This is a genomic window from Halarcobacter mediterraneus, assembly GCF_004116625.1.
Lineage (GTDB): Bacteria > Campylobacterota > Campylobacteria > Campylobacterales > Arcobacteraceae > Halarcobacter > Halarcobacter mediterraneus.
The window spans coordinates 278,477-295,157 of record NZ_NXIE01000004.1 but is presented as its reverse complement, the minus strand read 5'-3'; the positions used below and the strand labels follow the sequence as shown (position 1 = coordinate 295,157).

Below are 16,681 nucleotides of genomic sequence, written 5' to 3'. Positions count from 1 at the left end.
CTAAAGTAAATCTTGAAGTAAATCAAAACCTAAATATAAATAAATATTTTAGTTGGAAGAACTCTTTACAGCTTCAATATGCTTTAGGAAATAAGAATTTAGATGGAAGTCAGGATTTAAGTATTGGAGGTATAAATGGAGTGAAACTATATCCTCAAGGGGAGCAAAGTGCTGAAAATGGATATATTTTTAACACTGAACTTTTTTATAACCTACCAAATTTCAAAGGTTTAAATTCTAAACTTAGTATTTTTTATGATATTGCAAAAGTTAAGATGAGTAAAGAAATCTCTAATGAGCCAAGTAAAACATATCAAGATATTGGTTTAGGATATTATGCTTATTTTAAAGACTTTTTTATAAATGCTCATTTAGCTTATAAACTTGGTAATTCTGACATTGAAAGTGAAGAAGACTACAACTCTAAGTTTATATTTCAAGCTGGTTGGGTGTTTTAAAAATAGTTAAAATAGACTCTTTTATTTATAAAAAGAGTCTATTTTTTTTCTATGATTTTCTGCCCATTTTTCAAAGCCCATTTCTTTTTCAGCTTCTACATTTGTTTTAGTTTGATTGTAAACTTCTTGAGCTTTATCTTTTGGAATAACTGCAATACCCTCTTCATCTGCAACTATAATATCACCAGGATTTACAGCAATACCACCAGCTACAATTGGAGTATTTAATGGAAGCACTGCTTTTTTTGTTCCTGGCATTGGATGAACTCCCCTACCAAAGATAGGAAATTTAATCTCTTTTACTTCACCTATATCTCTAACCACACCATCAATTACAAAACCTTTTATTCCAAGTCCTTGAGCGATTGCACATACATTTCCACCTGAAACTGCATAATCCATTGAGTTAGTTTGAGCTACTATAATTGAACCCTTTGGAGCTTCATAAATAGCTTTATGAAGTGCTAAGTTATCCCCGGGAACCATATTTACTGTAAAGGCAGGTCCTGATATTCTTGGAATACCTGTCCATAACTCTTTTACTCCTGCATCCATAAAACTTTCTCTTTTTAAAGGTCCAGCATAATCACAAGGACTAAACTGGGCAAATTTTTTATAATCCATTTTTTCTCCTTATATTTTTTTTATATCTTTAATAATTTGATAAGCTTGATTTATTTCTTGTGTTTTTGCAGTTGCTTCTTCCATATAAGATTCATCTTTTTCTTGCGAACTAATGATGTCAGGATGATACTTACGAATGAGCTTTCGATAAGCTTTTTTTATAGTATTTATATCATCATCTTCTTTTACCCCCAAAACTTTATAAGCTTCAGACTCACTCATACTTTGTTGTGTATTTTTCATTTTATTTTTAAAACTGTTTAAAATAGAGTCATAAGCTTCAGATGATATATTTAAGTCATTTACAATTTGTCGTAAAAGCCTTTCTTCTTCCATACTTATTCCATTATCTATAAAAGCTAGTTGAATTAAAAAACTTATATATTGTTTTCTTTTTAAAATACTTCTTCCAAGAAGTTTATTTAATGATTTAGTTATTTCACTTGTATCATCGATTGTTTGCTTTTCATCATTGAAAATCTCTTTCATAATAGCTCTAGCTTTTTCTTTTTTATCAAATAATTTAGAAATATCATCAAACATCATTCCAATAAGTTGAGCTTCTAATTCATGTACTCTTCCATCAGCCTTTGCAACTTTTGCAACAAGTGCTATAAAATGACCTAATTCACTTTGTCTAAAAAGCTCCTTTGAGTCTGATAACTTATTTAACTTTTTTCTAGCATAAAACTTATATAATTTAAATGCCACAATAAAAGCAGCTATAACAGAAAGTGTAAGTAAAGTATTTACAATAAATGTGTAATATAATATCACTAATAATACTGCAATAAATATCCATTTTTTTAATTTCATATTTTCCCTATATATATTTATTGATGAAAATTATATCTTCTTAAGCTTATGAACTTATATATAATGAAAGCTTATGAAATAAATTTAATCAATCAATATGAAAATTTCAGGAATATCAAATTGACATGCTTTTTTTCTTTAGATAATATAAATCATGAAAAAAATGATATTTATTATATTTATATTTAGCTCTCAAATTTTATATGCAAATACAACTTCAATACTTTTTTTAGGAGACTCTTTAACAGAAGGACTAGGAGTAGCTAAAAAAAGTGCTTATCCTTTTTTAGTTCAAGAATTAATAAAAACTAAACTAAAAAAAGAAGTAAAAGCAATAAATGCTGGAGTAAGTGGTTCTACAACAAGTGATGGCTTAGCAAGGCTTAAATGGTATTTAAGAACTAAACCTAATATAGTTTTTATTGCTCTTGGGGCAAATGATGGGCTTAGAGGTTTAGACCTTAAAGAAAGTCAAAAAAATCTTGAACAAATCATAAACCAAGCCTTAAAGTCTGGTTCAAAAGTTTTATTAGCAGGTATGCTAATTCCACCAAATTATGGTCCAAACTACACAAATGATTTTAGAAATATGTTTATAAAACTAAAAGATAAATACAAATTAAAGTTTATGCCTTTTTTACTAAATAAAGTTGCAGGGGAACAAACTCTTAATCAAGCTGATGGTATTCACCCAAATGAAAAGGGTCATAAAATAATTGCAAATGAAGTTTTTGAGTTTCTAAAGGAAGAAATATAATGTTACAAATAAAATCACTAAAAAAGTCATATACTCAAGGTTCACAAGAAGTAAAAATATTTGAAGATTTAAATTTTCATGTAAAAAAGGCTCAAAGAGTTGCAATAATGGGAAAATCTGGAAGTGGTAAATCAACCCTACTTTCACTTATTTCAGGAATTATAAAACCAAATGCTGGAGATATACTTTTAGATGAAGTTTCTTATAAAAACATGAATGAAAGTGAAGTAAATGATTTTAGAGCTTCAAACATAGGTTTTGTTTTCCAAAACTTTCATTTAGTTTCATATTTAAATGCTTTAGAAAATGTAATGCTTCCTGCAAAAGTTTGTAATATTTCAAATCCAAAAGAAAAAGCTATAGAACTTCTAAAAAGTGTAGGATTAGAACATAGAATTGAACATTTACCTTCTCAATTAAGTGGAGGAGAAAAACAACGTGTCGCAATTGCCAGAGCACTTATTCACAACCCTAAGTTAATATTAGCAGATGAACCAAGTGGGAATTTAGATGAAGAAACAGGAATTGCTGTTATGGATAAGCTTTTTGAATTAATCAAAAAAAACAATACCACTTTGATTTTAGTTACTCACTCAAAAGAAGTAGCTGCAAGATGTGAAGACACTTATGAGCTTAGTTTAGGAAAGTTAAATAAATGTTAGTAGTTGAACTTGTTTTAAAAGCTCTTTCAAGGTCAAAATCTTTTAGTTTTATTTTTATTTTAAACTTTTGTTTAGCTATTGCCTCACTATCTTATTTACAGTTTTTTAAAGGAAGTATTGATACTTCACTTGATGAAAAAGCTAAAATACTCCTTGGAGCAGATTTAGTTGTCTCTTCAAGATTTCCTATAAGTGAAAAACAAAAAGAAGCCGTCAAAGAAAAACTTCCAAAAATAAAAGCTTATGATGAGGGAATATCAACAGTTAGTATGGTGGCTTCAAAAAATAGAGCAAGACTTATGGAACTGGTTCAAATAAATGAGGGCTTTCCTTATTATGGTGGTTTAATTTTTAAAGATAAATCAAAGTACCCTTTAAATCAAAGTTTACCAAAAGAGAATGAAGCTTGGGTATATCAAGAAGTTTTAGACTTACTTGGTTTAAAAAAAGGTGATAATCTAAAAATAGGAAGTAAAGAGTATCTTATCAAAAAAGTTATAAGTGAAGACTCTCTTAAGACTATAAGTTTTAATGGATTTATGCCAAAAGTATATTTAAGCAGTAAGGCACTTAAAAGAAGTGAACTTCTAAAGTTTGGTTCAACAGCTAGATATAAGCTAAACTTTTTATTTGAAGAAAAATTTACAAATGATGAACTTGAAATTCTTGAAAAAAGTATAGAAAAACAGTTTGATAGAACACTTAGAGTTTCATCTCCAAATGATGGGAGAGATAATCTTCTTAGGGTATTAAATTTTCTTACAAATTTTTTATCACTTGTTTCATTAATCTCTTTTTTCTTAGGACTAGTTGGTCTTATATATTTATATTCAGGTTTTTTAAGAAAACACCAAAAAGATATTATAGTTTTAAGTGATATTGGAGTTAGTAAAAAAACTCTTATTTATACTTATCTTCTTCATTTATTTGTTTTAATCTTGATTTCTAGTGTACTTGTATTTTCTTTTATTAGTTTATCAGCACAATTTATAGCACCTATTATAAAAGAATATATTAATTTTAATTTTGACTTTTCCCTTGATTATATCTTTTTCTTAAAAGCAGCTCTAATTCTTTTTGTACTTAGTTTAAGTATTGGATTACCATTGATTTTACCTTTAATTCAAAGACAAAAAAGAAGTTTTTTTAAAACTATTATAAGTTTTATTCCCTTTGTAATATTTTTACTTCTTTTAGCACATTTTGTGACTCCAGCAAAATATATAGGCTTTTTCTTTGCATTAGCTGTACTAGCTACAATATTAGGACTTTTTATAGTAGGTTCTTTTATTCTTAATAAAGTTGATTTTTCAGGACATATAAATAACCTTGCTTTATCATTAGCTATTAAAAATATAATTAGACAAAAAAGAACTTCTCTTACTCTATTTTCCGCTATTTTACTTTGTACTACATTTTTTAGTCTTATTCCACAAGTGGGATCTTCCTTATCTAATGCTTTAAGTCAAAGTGTAAAAGAAAGACCTAGATTTTTTGTAATTGATGCAAAAGAGGAACAAATAACAAATATAAAAAAAGAAGTTGAAGACTTAGGGGCAAAACTAGAAAATATAGCACCTATGATAAGAGCTAGAATAGTATCAATAAATGGAAAAGAACAAGGAGATACTCAACAAAGTAGAAATAATGCAAGAGATGCAGCTGTAAACTTATCTTATAGAAGCTCCTTAAAGAAAAGTGAACAAATAATAGAAGGACGTGATTTTAGTGGAGACTATGATTCTAAAAACTTTGATAAACCTATTGAATTAAGTGTTGAAGAAAGGTATGCCTCAAGAAGAGGAATAAAATTAAATGACAAAGTAGTATTTGATGTTTTAGGTTTACAGCTTCAAGCAGTTGTTGTAAATATAAGAACTGTAAAATGGACAGAGTTTACTCCAAATTTCTTTTTAATTTTACAAAAAGGAGCAATAGATGATGCTCCAAAAACTATTTTAGCAACTATCTCGCAAGGAGAATATGATGCTTCACAAGTACTTTTAAAACTTACTGATCGTTTCCCTACACTTACAATAATTGATGTAAAAAGTCTATTTGAATCATTTGCAAATATTGTTAAAGATGTAAGCTCAATAACAGAGAAGATGAGCCTTTATTCTATAATAATTGGGTTATTAATGAGTTTTATAATCATACAATACCAAATGAATCTACAAAAAAATAATATACTTAGACTTAAAATGATTGGAATAAAAAATAAAACTATTAGAAACTCATTTTTATTGGAGTTTGGACTTATCTCTTTTAGTGCTAGTAGTATAGGAATCCTTTTAGGAAGTATTGGTTCATATTTTATAAGTGACTTACTGTTTGAATCATATTGGAACTTTAGAGGGGATATTTTAGGTCTTTACTTTTTATTAATTCCTTTATTAACCCTTTTAGTTGTAGCTTTTTTTACCTCTAAAGTTATTCATCAAAAGGAGAATATTCTTTTTGGTGAATAAGATTTACTTTTCACTTAATAAAAATTTTTAACTCATATTTTTTCTATGTATTTTAAATAATTATGTTAAAAATCTAATTAACTAAATAGATGGAAATAAATATGAATAAAAATATAAAAACCCTTGAAGAACTTAGCTCTTTTGTAAACTACTCTTTTATAGAAGAACTTAACAGTGATCCAGATACAAACAATAATGGAGAAAATAAACATCCAAGGGAAGTTTTCAGTGGGCATTATGTTCCTGTAAAACCAACTTCTATCAAAGAACCTATATATATAGCTCATAGTAAAAACTTTTTTGAAGAATTAGACTTTGATGAATCTCTTTTAAAAGAGGAAAACTTTGTTAAAATGTTTTCAGGAGACCTTTGTAATATACCTAAACCTATGAGAAATCAAGGTTGGGCAACAGGATATGCCTTATCTATTTATGGTAGAGAATATTATATGCAATGCCCTTTTCAAACAGGAAATGGATATGGTGACGGTAGAGCAATTTCAGTCCTTGAAGCAGTTTTAAATGGTAAAAGATGGGAATTTCAATTAAAAGGTGCAGGAAGAACACCATATTGCAGAGGAGCAGATGGACGAGCAGTTTTAAGGTCAAGTGTAAGAGAATTCTTAGCACAAGAACATATGCACAAACTTGGAATTCCAACATCAAGGTCTTTGACTTTATTTACATCTAAAAAAGAACAAGTAAGTAGACCTTGGTTTAAAGATTATTCTCATTCAAGAGACCCTGAGGTTATGATTGAAGAAGATGTGGCAATTACTACTAGAGTAGCTCCTTCTTTTATAAGAGTTGGTCAACTTGAACTCTTTGGCAGACGAGCTAGAAAACATGAACACTCTAAAGCATATGAAGAGTTAGAAAAAATTGTTTTACACTTAATAAATAGAGAATATAATCAAACAATCAATCAAAACTTAAAACTAGAAGAAAAAGTATTATTACTAGCAAAACAGTTTCAAGATAGACTAACTTCACTAGTAGCAAACTGGATACGAGTTGGATATTGTCAAGGTAATTTCAATAGTGACAACTGTGCGGCAGGAGGTTTTACCCTTGACTATGGTCCTTTTGGTTTTATTGATATGTTTGACCCTAATTATCAACCTTGGACTGGTGGAGGAATGCACTTTTCATTTTTCAACCAACCACAAGCTGCACAAAAAAATTTCAAATCTTTCTGTAGTGCATTAAAACCATTAATCATTTCAGATTTAGATAGTATAAAAAAACTTGAAGAAATAGAAAATGATTTTCCCAAAGCTATACAAGAAAAAATAGAAAATATGTGGGCTTCAAAATTAGGACTTAATAAATTCGATCCTAAACTATATAATGAACTTATTAATCTTATGATAGAAAGTGAAGTTGACTATACTATATTTTTTAGAGAATTATCAAATATTCCTAATAATATAGAAGAACTTAAAGAAAGTTTTTATAATACTACATTTGAAAATGAAAATATCAAAAGAAAATGGAATAATTGGTTAGAAGAATGGAATAATAAACTAAACCTAAATTCAAAAGAAGATATAGAAAATTTATCTAAACAAATGAAACTTATAAATCCAAAATACATCTTAAGGGAGTGGATTTTAGTGCGTGCATATAAAAAAGCTGAAGAAGGAGATTATAGCCTTGTAAATGAACTACAAGAGATAATGACAAATCCATATGCTGAACAAACAAAAGAAATAGAAAAAAAGTACTATAACAAAAAACCATCAGATTTTTTTGGAATAGCTGGAATATCTCATATAAGTTGTTCCTCATAAAAAATAAAGTGCTTATTAGTTTGTAATAAAATTATTTTAGTTAAAATAAGTTATAATTTTCACATAGTATTTAAATAATATATAAAGAGGTATTTATGTCTTCTATTAATGATCTTGTAAATGATTTTAATATTGGTTTTTTCAATACTAATACTAATCATAAAAATTCTATTAATTTTAATATTTCCGAAAATCCAAAGTTTTCTGATTTTAAAGATACCCTTGAAGTAATGAGTACAGAAGCTTATACTCCAGCTCCTTCAAAATATGTACAATTAGATGGATATACTCTTGATAAAAATAATAATCAAGTACCTACAAAAATCACTCTTAAAGGTGCTTATGCACAAGATTCTTTCTTAGATAAATATGGGAATTGGGATGTTAAAGCAGAAAATGAAGCGTATAAAGAAAGAGAATTAGAATATAAAAAAGAAGTAATAAATGAATGGTTAGAAAGCAGAAGCTATGATTTACAAAACAAAGCTGAACTAATGAAAGCATTATTAGAAAAAGTAGAATAGTTTTAAAATCCTAAGCTTTTACCTTCAAATATTCATAAGCAGTTATTCCATAAACTCTTTTGAAATGTCTATTTAAATGAGAAAGGTCACTAAAACCAAACTCAACTACAGTTGCATATAAATCTTTTGTAATATCAAGATATTTTTTTACTTGAATTAACTTTGTATTCAAAAAGTACTGATAAGGAGTCATTCCAGTATTTGCTTTAAACATTCTAATAAACTGGAACTTTGAAAGATTAAACTCCTTTGACATTTGTTCTAGATTTAATACATCATCAAGCTCATAATATATAATCTCTTTTGCTTTTTTTATAAAGATATCTTCACTCTTATATTTTGAGAATAATTCTTCTAATGTGAAGTTATCTACAAACTTTAAGTATAATTCACTACATAAAGCTTCATTTTTTTGATGTAAAATTGCACTACTAAGATTTAAAATATCATTTTTGATTTTTTCATTATATATAATAGCTGAAGAGAATTTCACTAACTCTTTTTTCTCTAAACCTTCTAAAAACAGTTTAGGTTTTATATAAAGTATTACATAATCTAAACCCTCTTTGTAATTTCCTGCTGTTCCATCATGAACTTGTTCAGGGTTAAATAACATAATTCCATTTTTGTATGAGACTTGAGAAGAACCATCTAAACTATATTTTTGAGTTCCTCTTAATGTAACTCCCACAGTATACTCTTCATGGGAATGTTTTTTATAAGAAAACTTATTAAAGCTTGCTTTTAATGCCGTAATACCTAACTTTTCTTTATATATAAACTTAGCCATCTATTCTTTAAAACCTTATAAGTCTGAAATCATATATGCACAATATACTAAAAATATTGACATCAATATATTAACAAGTTTTTGGTACTTTTGTAAAAAAGTTTTTAATAACTTACCAAATAAAACCCAAGAGAAAAAAGCTATTCCTGCAATAATTGTAATAAGTAAAGCAAATGTTAGCAATTGGAATAAATTAGTATAATAAGGCATTATAAAACTTGGAAATACAGTTAAACAAAAAATAAGTGCCTTTGGGTTTATAAATTGAATAAAAAAACCAATCTTAAAAGTTCCTATTTCTGTACTATTAGAAATTGATGTAGAGTCCATATTAAAAATCAAATAAGCTAAATACAATATATATAAACTTCCTATAATTTGCATATAAAAAAGAACCTCAGGTAAAAGTGAAGTTAAAAAGGAATTAAGAAGTACTGATAATACTAAAATAATAGCAAAAGCTAAAATAGCTCCATAACAAAATTCAACTGCTTTTTTAACCCCATAATTTTGAACAGTTGAAAAAATAACAATATTTGTAGGACCGGGAGTAATAGTAATAAGTAGACAATAAAATAGAAAAAATGTAATATTCATAATAAACTCCTAATTTAAGAATTATACTTATCTAAAAACTTTTATCATAGTACATTATTGCAGTAAAAACTGTTTTAATAATATATAAATTTTGTATCTTAAAGGTAATATTGATATTATTTATCAGAAATAAATAATTAGTAAACAAAATACAATCTATAAAAGGAAAAAATATGTCTGGAAAAATATCAAAACTTCTTATTGCAAAAGATGTGGAATCTCCAATGCACAGTGTAAATCAAATAGTTTTAGAAGAAAAGAAAGGTATCTTTGGAGATAGATACTATTATCAAGAAGGTACCTTTTCAAATAAAGGTAAAATAGAGCCTGATAGAGATGTAACTCTTATAGAAATTGAAAAAATAGATACTTTAAATAAAGATTATGATTTAAGTTTTACACCTGAAGATTTTAGAAGAAATATAGTTGTTTCTAATTGTGACCTTAACTCTTTAATAGACAAAGAGTTTCAAATAGGTGAAGTAGTTTTAAAAGGAATAAGACTATGTGAACCTTGTAAGATTTTAGCTCAACGACTAAATGAAAAGAAAGCTTTGACAAAAATGGTACACAAAGCAGGATTAAGAGCACAAATTATTAAAGGTGGTAATATAAGTTTAAATTCTCAAATTGAAATAAGATAAAATATATTAACAATTCAAGAGCGGTTTTATACTTTTTGAGAAAAAATCTAAAAAAATTACTCTAAAAGTAATAAAAGTTTTCATTGTAAAAATATTTTAGGGTACTATAAAATTTATTTATTTAAATAAGTATTATAAAATTAGTGGCTCCGGCACCTGGATTCGAACCAGGGACCAAATGATTAACAGTCATCTACTCTACCACTGAGCTATGCCGGAATGTAAGTTGTTTTATCATTTAAAGTGAAGTTTTAAGTGGCTCCGGCACCTGGATTCGAACCAGGGACCAAATGATTAACAGTCATCTACTCTACCACTGAGCTATGCCGGAATTTGACTTCCTCTTTAAATGGAGTGGAAGTATAGTAAAATTTGTAAATTTTGTCAAGGGTTTTTCGAAAAATTTACAAAATTTTATAAAAATTTAAACCTGAGCTATCTACAAGAGATACTACTTTTTGAGAAACTAATATTTCTAATAATTTTTTTGAATCTTCATCAAACATATTATTTATATCTTCTTGTGTTAAAGGTCTTCTTTTTAGCATAGTTTTTATTTCTTCTTCTGAAAAACTTGATTCTAATTTTGGTCTATTTTTATATGCAATATTTACATTTATACCTTCAAAAGTTTCAGCAATACTCTGTAAAGTTTCAAATGAGACAGGTTTTACTTTATATGCAGGTGGTCTATCTATTGTACCTATATCTACTCTATGTGGATTTATTTTTTTTATAGCTTCATATAGGGCTTTTATTTCTTCTTCTTTATCATTTAGTGTTTTTACAAATAAAACTTCCAAGACAAGTATATTTGTAGTTTCTTTTCTAAATTTAATCATACTTTCAATGATTTTATCAATATCTATTCCACTATGCACTCTATCAAGTTTTTTAAAACATTTTTCACTTACACAGTCAAGAGATAGTTTCACTGTGTCTATTTTTAATAAAGCTTTATAAACTTTTTCATCATAAATTGTACTACCATTTGAAAGAATAAGAGTTTTTGCATTTTTTTTAATCTTATTAAGTTCATCAATTAATTTATCTAAGTGTGGATATAAAGTTGGTTCACCATTTGCAGTTATAGTTATAACATCAATCTTAGGATGTTTTTTAAAAGATGCTTTTACTTCATTTATAACTTCTTCTACACTTGGATACTTTGTCATTGTTTCTACTGTTTTTGCTTTTTCAAGTTCACAATAAAGACAGTCAAAATTACATTGTTTTGAAGAAGGAGAAAGGTCTATTCCCAAAGAGATTCCAAATCTCCTTGAAGGGATAGGACCAAATATTATATTATTTGAATACGACATTATATAACTATTTTTTTGAAACCCGCTGACATTCACTTACAAAGTGTTTTGCATTTTCAACTGGAACATCAGGTAAAATACCATGCCCTAAGTTAAAGATATGACCTTCTCCTTGCATAATTGATTGGATTCCTTCTACACATTGAGTTGTTGCTTCTTTTGAATATAGTCTACAAGGTTCCATATTTCCTTGAAGAACATATTTACTTCCTAGTTTTTCTTTAGCTAGTGCCATTGGAGTTCCCCAATCTACACCAAATACATCGAAGTTACCATAAACTAAATCTCTTTCAATAAATGCAGCAACTCCTTTAGGGAACATAATTACTGGAATTTCAGGATATTTTTCTTTGATATAATCTGCTATTTCAACCATATATTTCCATGAAAATTCATCATATTTTGAAACTTCAATCGCAGAAGCCCATGAATCAAAGATTTGAACAACATCTGCACCTGCTTCAATTTGTTTAATCATATAATGCTTAACTACATCAGTTACTTTTCTTAATATTTTATGCAAGAATTCTGGATTAGAATACATCATTTTTTTACATAAATTATATGTTTTTGTTCCCTGCCCTTCAATCATATATGTTGCTAAAGTCCAAGGTGCTCCTGTAAAACCTATAAGAGCTTTATCTTCTGGAAGTTTTTGTTTCAAAAGTTTGATAGTTTCATAAACATATGTTAATTTATTTGCAGCTTCTTCCCCACCAATTAATCTATCTAAATCTTCTTCAGTTTTAATAGGGTCATGAAATTTTGGTCCAAAACCTTTGATAAACTCTAAGTCCATTCCCATTTCATCAGGAATAACCAAGATATCACTAAATAAAATAGCTGCATCAACTCCTACTATATCAAGGGGTTGAATTGTTACTTCACAAGCTTTTTCAGGGTCATGACATAAATTTAAGAAATTACCAGCTTGTGCTCTTACTTCCATATATTCTGGTAAATATCTACCAGCTTGTCTCATCATCCATACAGGAGTGTAAGGAGTTTCTTTTCTTAAACATGCGTCTACAAAAATTTTTGACATAATAAATTACCTTGTTAATTAGTGTTTTTGTACCTTACCAATAAAGTAAAGTCCTACTGCTAAAGCAGTAATAGATAGTGCAAAATACATCATTTCAAGTGGAGTTTTAAACTCTGTATGAATTACTCTTTGAAAAAAGTTCACAACTAAAACCATAACTATTACTTTAGCTATTTTATCTTTCAATTGATCCAATGAATGTATTGCTAAAATGGTACTTGCATCTTCATGGGCTTTTTCTGCTGCATCAATTTTTGAAATAAAAAGCTCATATAATCCAAAAGAAAAAATTAGCATTACAACAGCAATTAAGTATAAATCAACTGCTCCTATAATACTTGCAACTATATCTTCATGGAAATTTTCAGGATGTGCCCCTGTAGAAAATGTTATATATACATACTTAGCAACTTCATATATATCTACACTTGCAACTATAAAAAGTATTATAGCTCCAATTAATCCAAAAATCACTGCAAGAAGTACAATAAATCTACTTCCCCACAGTGAACTTTCGAATAGTTTTTCTATCATTAGATTTCACTTTCCATTTCAATCCATTTTAGACCAATTCTTACTGCATTTGTAGCTGCCCCTACTCTTACTTGGTCAGCAACATTGAAGAAGTGAACTATATTAGGAGAATATACATCTTTTCTAATTCTTCCTACATATGTAATATCAGTATCAGTTGAAATAATTGGCATTGGGTAAGCATTGTTTTCTAAATCATCAATTACTTCAACATTTTCAAACTTTTCTAAAGCTTCTCTTACTTCATTTACATCTACTTCAACATCATTATCAAAAGTAACTGTAATAGATTCTGAGTGAGATCTTAAAACTGGAACTCTTACACAAGTAGCTGCAACTGCTACATCTTTATGTAAAATCTTTTGAGTTTCATTTACCATTTTCATTTCTTCTTTAGTAAAACCATTTGCTTGAGCTACATCAATTTGAGGTATTACATTAAGAGCTATTTGGTGTGCAAAAGCATTTTTTTCACTTTCATCTAGTTTAAAAGTAAAGAAGTCTTGCATTTGTTTTACTAACTCTTCCATACCAGTTTTTCCAGCTCCTGATACTGCTTGATATGTTGAAACATCAACTCTTTTGATTCCATATAATTCATCTAATGGTTTTAAAGACATTACCATTTGAATAGTTGAACAATTTGGATTTGCAATAATCCCTTTTTCTCTCCATTTTGCAATATCTTCTGGATTTACTTCTGGAACTACTAAAGGAACATTTGGTTCCATTCTAAAATGGCTTGTATTATCGATTACAACAGCCCCTGCATCTACTGCAAATTTAGCAAATTTTTCAGAAACACTTCCACCTGCACTAAAAAAAGCGATATCAACTTCATTTTCTTCAAAAACTGAATCAGTTAATTCTAAAACTGTATACTCTTTTCCAGCATATTCAATTTTTTCTCCAGCGCTTCTAGCACTTGCTAGAGGTACTAAATTATTAATAGGAAAATCATATTCTTTTAATACTCTAAACAATTCTTCCCCAACAGCACCAGTAGCACCGACAACTGCTACATTAAATTTTTTCATTATTCATTTCCTTTTTCATCATTATTTTCTATATCTAAAGAGTTGTTTGAGTCCTCCACTTTTTCTTCATTGTTATCTAAAAGATTATATTCATTTAAATCAATTCCATCCATAGTATCAGCATTTTCAATATTTAACTCTTCATCTTCTTCTTTTGGGCATCTTGCAATAGATACAACTTTATCTTTTGAATCAACATTTACAATAATTACACCTGAAGTATTTCTTCCTGCTTTTCTAATTGTTTGCATATCAACTCTAATCATTTTACCAATAGATGTTAATGCCATTAGGTCTTGTGATTCATCAACAAGTACAGCTCCAACTACATTTCCAGTTTTTTGATGAAGTTTCATAGAAATAACACCAGAACCTGCTCTATTTGTAAGTCTGTATTCATCTACTGTAGTTCTTTTTCCTATACCTTTTTCAGATACAGTTAATAACTCATGTTGGTCATCTTCAATTAATTCAGCATCTACAACAAAGTCAGTATCATGTTTAAACTTAATACCTCTTACCCCTCTTGTAGTTCTTCCTTGTTCTCTTGTTTTTTCAATATCAAATCTAATACATTGACCTAAAGATGTAAAAATCATTAAGTATTGAGTTTCAGGTGTAGTAATTTTTGCAGTAACTACTTCATCTGAATCATCAAGAACAATTGCTCTTACTCCATTACTTCTGATATTTGCAAAATCTTTTAATGATGTTCTTTTTACAATACCATTTCTAGTAAAGAATGCTAAAGATTTAGATTCATCAAAATCACTTGTTGGTAAAATTGCCATGATTTTTTCATCTGCTCTTAAATTGATTAAGTTAACAACTGCTTTACCTTTTGCAGTTCTACTTCCTTCTGGAATTCTATAAACTTTTAACCAATATAATTGTCCCATATTTGTAATAAACATTAAAGTATCATGAGTATTAGAAACAAAGAATTTTTCAATAAAGTCATCATCATGAGTGGTTACGGCTACTTTTCCTTTTCCACCTCTTCTTTGTTTTTCATAAGACTTAATTGGAACTCTTTTTACATATCCATTATGAGTAATTGTAACTACCATTGGTTCATTTGGAATTAAATCTTCAATATCTATTTCATCATAAGAGTCTTCAATTTCTGTTCTTCTTGGACTAGAGTATTTTTCTTTAATCTCAGCTAACTCTTCTACAATTATTTCATTTAATTTTTCTTCAGATTTCAAAATAGCTTCAAGCTCAGCAATAAGAGCTAATAATTCTTGATACTCTGCTTCTAATTTATCTCTTTGAAGACCTGTTAATCTTCCAAGTCTCATATCTAAGATTGCTTGAGATTGAATTGGACTTAATCCAAATCTATCTTGCAAACTCTCTTTTGCTTCTGCATCATTTGCACTTGCTCTGATAATTTTAACTACTTCATCAATATTATCTAAAGCAATTTTTAAACCTTCTAAGATGTGAGCTCTTGCTTTTGCTTTTTCTAAATCAAAAATTGTTCTTCTAATAATTACAGTTTTTCTATGAGATAAAAATACATTCAATAAATCTGGTAAATTAAATACTTTTGGCTCTTTATTATGTACAGCTAAAAGAATAATACCAAATGTAGTTTCCATTGGAGTTGACTTATAAAGATTATTTAATACAATTTCACTCATTGCATCTTTTTTAAGTTCAATTACAACTCTAATACCTTCTCTATCAGACTCATCTCTAACTTCTGAAATACCTTCAATCTGTTTTTCTTTTGCAAGATTTGCAATTTGTTCAATAAGTCTTGCTTTATTTACTTGATATGGTAATTCATCTAAAACAATTACTTCTTTTTTACCTTTTGTTTCAACATGGTGTTTTGCTCTTATTTTTACTCTACCACGACCTGTATTATAGGCATCAATAATACCTCTTCTTCCAAAGATTGTACCACCTGTTGGGAAATCTGGTCCTTGAATAAACTCCATTAGTTCATCTGCTGTAGCTTTAGGATTATCTACTAAATGAAGTACTGCTTCTAATAACTCATCTAAATTATGAGGTGGAATTTTAGTTGCCATACCAACTGCAATACCTTCACTTCCATTTAATAATAAAGTAGGCACTCTTGTTGGTAAAACATCAGGCTCTTTTAATGTATCATCATAATTTGTTACAAAGTTAACGGTATCTTTATCAATGTCTTTTAAAATATCTTCTGAAACTCTAGTCATTCTTGCTTCTGTATATCTCATTGCAGCTGCATTGTCACCATCAATTGAACCAAAGTTTCCTTGTCCATCAACAAGTGGAGCTCTCATTGAAAAGTTTTGTGCCATTCTTACAAGGGCATCATATACAGAGCTATCTCCGTGAGGGTGGTACTTACCAATTACATCCCCTACAATTCTTGCAGATTTCTTATATGGGCTTCTTGAACTCATATTTAAATCATGCATTGCATAAAGAATTCTTCTGTGAACTGGTTTTAGTCCATCTTTTGCATCAGGTAGTGCTCTACCAATAATTACACTCATTGAGTAGTCTAGGTAAGATCCCTTGATACTATCTTCTATATTAATATCAATTATGTCTTGGTTTTCAAAAAGGTTTTCCATTAATAAATGCCTTTATTCTAAAATT

At 28.3% G+C, this 16,681-nt stretch carries 16 protein-coding genes and 2 tRNA genes; 7 read left to right on the top strand and 11 right to left on the bottom strand.

Annotated elements, in window-relative coordinates; translation table 11 throughout:
• The coding region (locus CP965_RS14150; protein ID WP_323807972.1) for a ShlB/FhaC/HecB family hemolysin secretion/activation protein at nt 1-458 on the top strand (458 nt) is incomplete at its 5' end.
• A gap of 21 nt (nt 459-479) precedes the next feature.
• Here the strand turns inward: CP965_RS14150 and CP965_RS11240 are convergent.
• Nucleotides 480-1,082 carry an RraA family protein gene (locus tag CP965_RS11240; RefSeq protein ID WP_129062197.1) on the bottom strand — a complete coding sequence of 201 codons (603 nt, stop codon included), beginning with the start codon at nt 1,080-1,082 and terminating at the stop codon, nt 480-482.
• Nucleotides 1,083-1,091: 9 nt separating this feature from the next.
• Nucleotides 1,092-1,898: a DnaJ domain-containing protein gene (locus CP965_RS11235; protein ID WP_129062196.1), complete on the bottom strand. Its 807-nt coding sequence runs from the start codon at nt 1,896-1,898 to the stop codon at nt 1,092-1,094.
• A gap of 154 nt (nt 1,899-2,052) precedes the next feature.
• On the opposite strand from CP965_RS11235, the gene CP965_RS11230 reads away from it, so the two are divergent.
• From CP965_RS11230 to CP965_RS11210, 5 genes are all read left to right on the top strand, one after another.
• Nucleotides 2,053-2,655, top strand: coding sequence for an arylesterase (locus tag CP965_RS11230; protein ID WP_129062195.1), 603 nt, complete (start codon nt 2,053-2,055; stop codon nt 2,653-2,655).
• Nucleotides 2,655-3,317 (top strand): ABC transporter ATP-binding protein, encoded by a 663-nt coding sequence (locus tag CP965_RS11225; protein WP_129062194.1) that lies wholly within the window; start codon nt 2,655-2,657, stop codon nt 3,315-3,317. Before CP965_RS11230 ends, CP965_RS11225 begins: the two co-directional genes overlap by 1 nt.
• Nucleotides 3,311-5,788: an ABC transporter permease gene (locus CP965_RS11220; RefSeq protein WP_129062193.1), complete on the top strand. Its 2,478-nt coding sequence runs from the start codon at nt 3,311-3,313 to the stop codon at nt 5,786-5,788. Before CP965_RS11225 ends, CP965_RS11220 begins: the two co-directional genes overlap by 7 nt.
• 101 nt (nt 5,789-5,889) lie before the next feature.
• Nucleotides 5,890-7,581 (top strand): protein adenylyltransferase SelO family protein, encoded by a 1,692-nt coding sequence (locus CP965_RS11215; protein ID WP_228712716.1) that lies wholly within the window; start codon nt 5,890-5,892, stop codon nt 7,579-7,581.
• A gap of 95 nt (nt 7,582-7,676) precedes the next feature.
• Nucleotides 7,677-8,105, top strand: a complete 429-nt coding sequence (locus CP965_RS11210) for a hypothetical protein (RefSeq protein WP_129062191.1) — start codon at nt 7,677-7,679, stop codon at nt 8,103-8,105.
• A gap of 10 nt (nt 8,106-8,115) precedes the next feature.
• Here CP965_RS11210 and CP965_RS11205 read toward each other — a convergent pair whose 3' ends face one another.
• Both CP965_RS11205 and CP965_RS11200 read right to left on the bottom strand, forming a co-directional pair.
• On the bottom strand, nt 8,116-8,895 hold the full coding sequence (locus tag CP965_RS11205) for an AraC family transcriptional regulator (RefSeq protein WP_129062190.1): 780 nt from the start codon (nt 8,893-8,895) through the stop codon (nt 8,116-8,118).
• Between the two features lie 15 nt (nt 8,896-8,910).
• The gene (locus CP965_RS11200; protein WP_129062189.1) at nt 8,911-9,492 is read right to left on the bottom strand and encodes a LysE family translocator; all 582 of its coding nucleotides are present in this window, start codon (nt 9,490-9,492) and stop codon (nt 8,911-8,913) included.
• Between the two features lie 173 nt (nt 9,493-9,665).
• Here CP965_RS11200 and CP965_RS11195 point away from each other — a divergent pair, with 173 nt between their 5' ends.
• Nucleotides 9,666-10,136 (top strand): MOSC domain-containing protein, encoded by a 471-nt coding sequence (locus tag CP965_RS11195; protein ID WP_129062188.1) that lies wholly within the window; start codon nt 9,666-9,668, stop codon nt 10,134-10,136.
• Nucleotides 10,137-10,280: 144 nt separating this feature from the next.
• Here the strand turns inward: CP965_RS11195 and CP965_RS11190 are convergent.
• From CP965_RS11190 to gyrA, 7 genes are all read right to left on the bottom strand, one after another.
• Nucleotides 10,281-10,355, bottom strand: a tRNA-Asn gene (locus tag CP965_RS11190).
• A gap of 37 nt (nt 10,356-10,392) precedes the next feature.
• A tRNA-Asn gene (locus CP965_RS11185) sits at nt 10,393-10,467 on the bottom strand.
• A 73-nt stretch (nt 10,468-10,540) separates the two neighbouring features.
• The gene (locus CP965_RS11180) at nt 10,541-11,458 is read right to left on the bottom strand and encodes a radical SAM protein (RefSeq protein WP_129062187.1); all 918 of its coding nucleotides are present in this window, start codon (nt 11,456-11,458) and stop codon (nt 10,541-10,543) included.
• A 7-nt stretch (nt 11,459-11,465) separates the two neighbouring features.
• Nucleotides 11,466-12,503, bottom strand: coding sequence for a uroporphyrinogen decarboxylase (gene hemE / locus CP965_RS11175; RefSeq protein WP_129062186.1), 1,038 nt, complete (start codon nt 12,501-12,503; stop codon nt 11,466-11,468).
• A gap of 18 nt (nt 12,504-12,521) precedes the next feature.
• Complete coding sequence (locus CP965_RS11170) at nt 12,522-13,037, bottom strand: YqhA family protein (protein ID WP_206732297.1); 516 nt, start codon at nt 13,035-13,037, stop codon at nt 12,522-12,524.
• Nucleotides 13,037-14,074, bottom strand: coding sequence for an aspartate-semialdehyde dehydrogenase (locus CP965_RS11165; protein WP_129062185.1), 1,038 nt, complete (start codon nt 14,072-14,074; stop codon nt 13,037-13,039). Before CP965_RS11165 ends, CP965_RS11170 begins: the two co-directional genes overlap by 1 nt.
• Nucleotides 14,074-16,656 (bottom strand): DNA gyrase subunit A, encoded by a 2,583-nt coding sequence (gene gyrA, locus CP965_RS11160; protein WP_129062184.1) that lies wholly within the window; start codon nt 16,654-16,656, stop codon nt 14,074-14,076. The genes CP965_RS11165 and gyrA overlap by 1 nt, the downstream gene beginning before the upstream one ends.
• Nucleotides 16,657-16,681 lie beyond the last annotated feature (25 nt).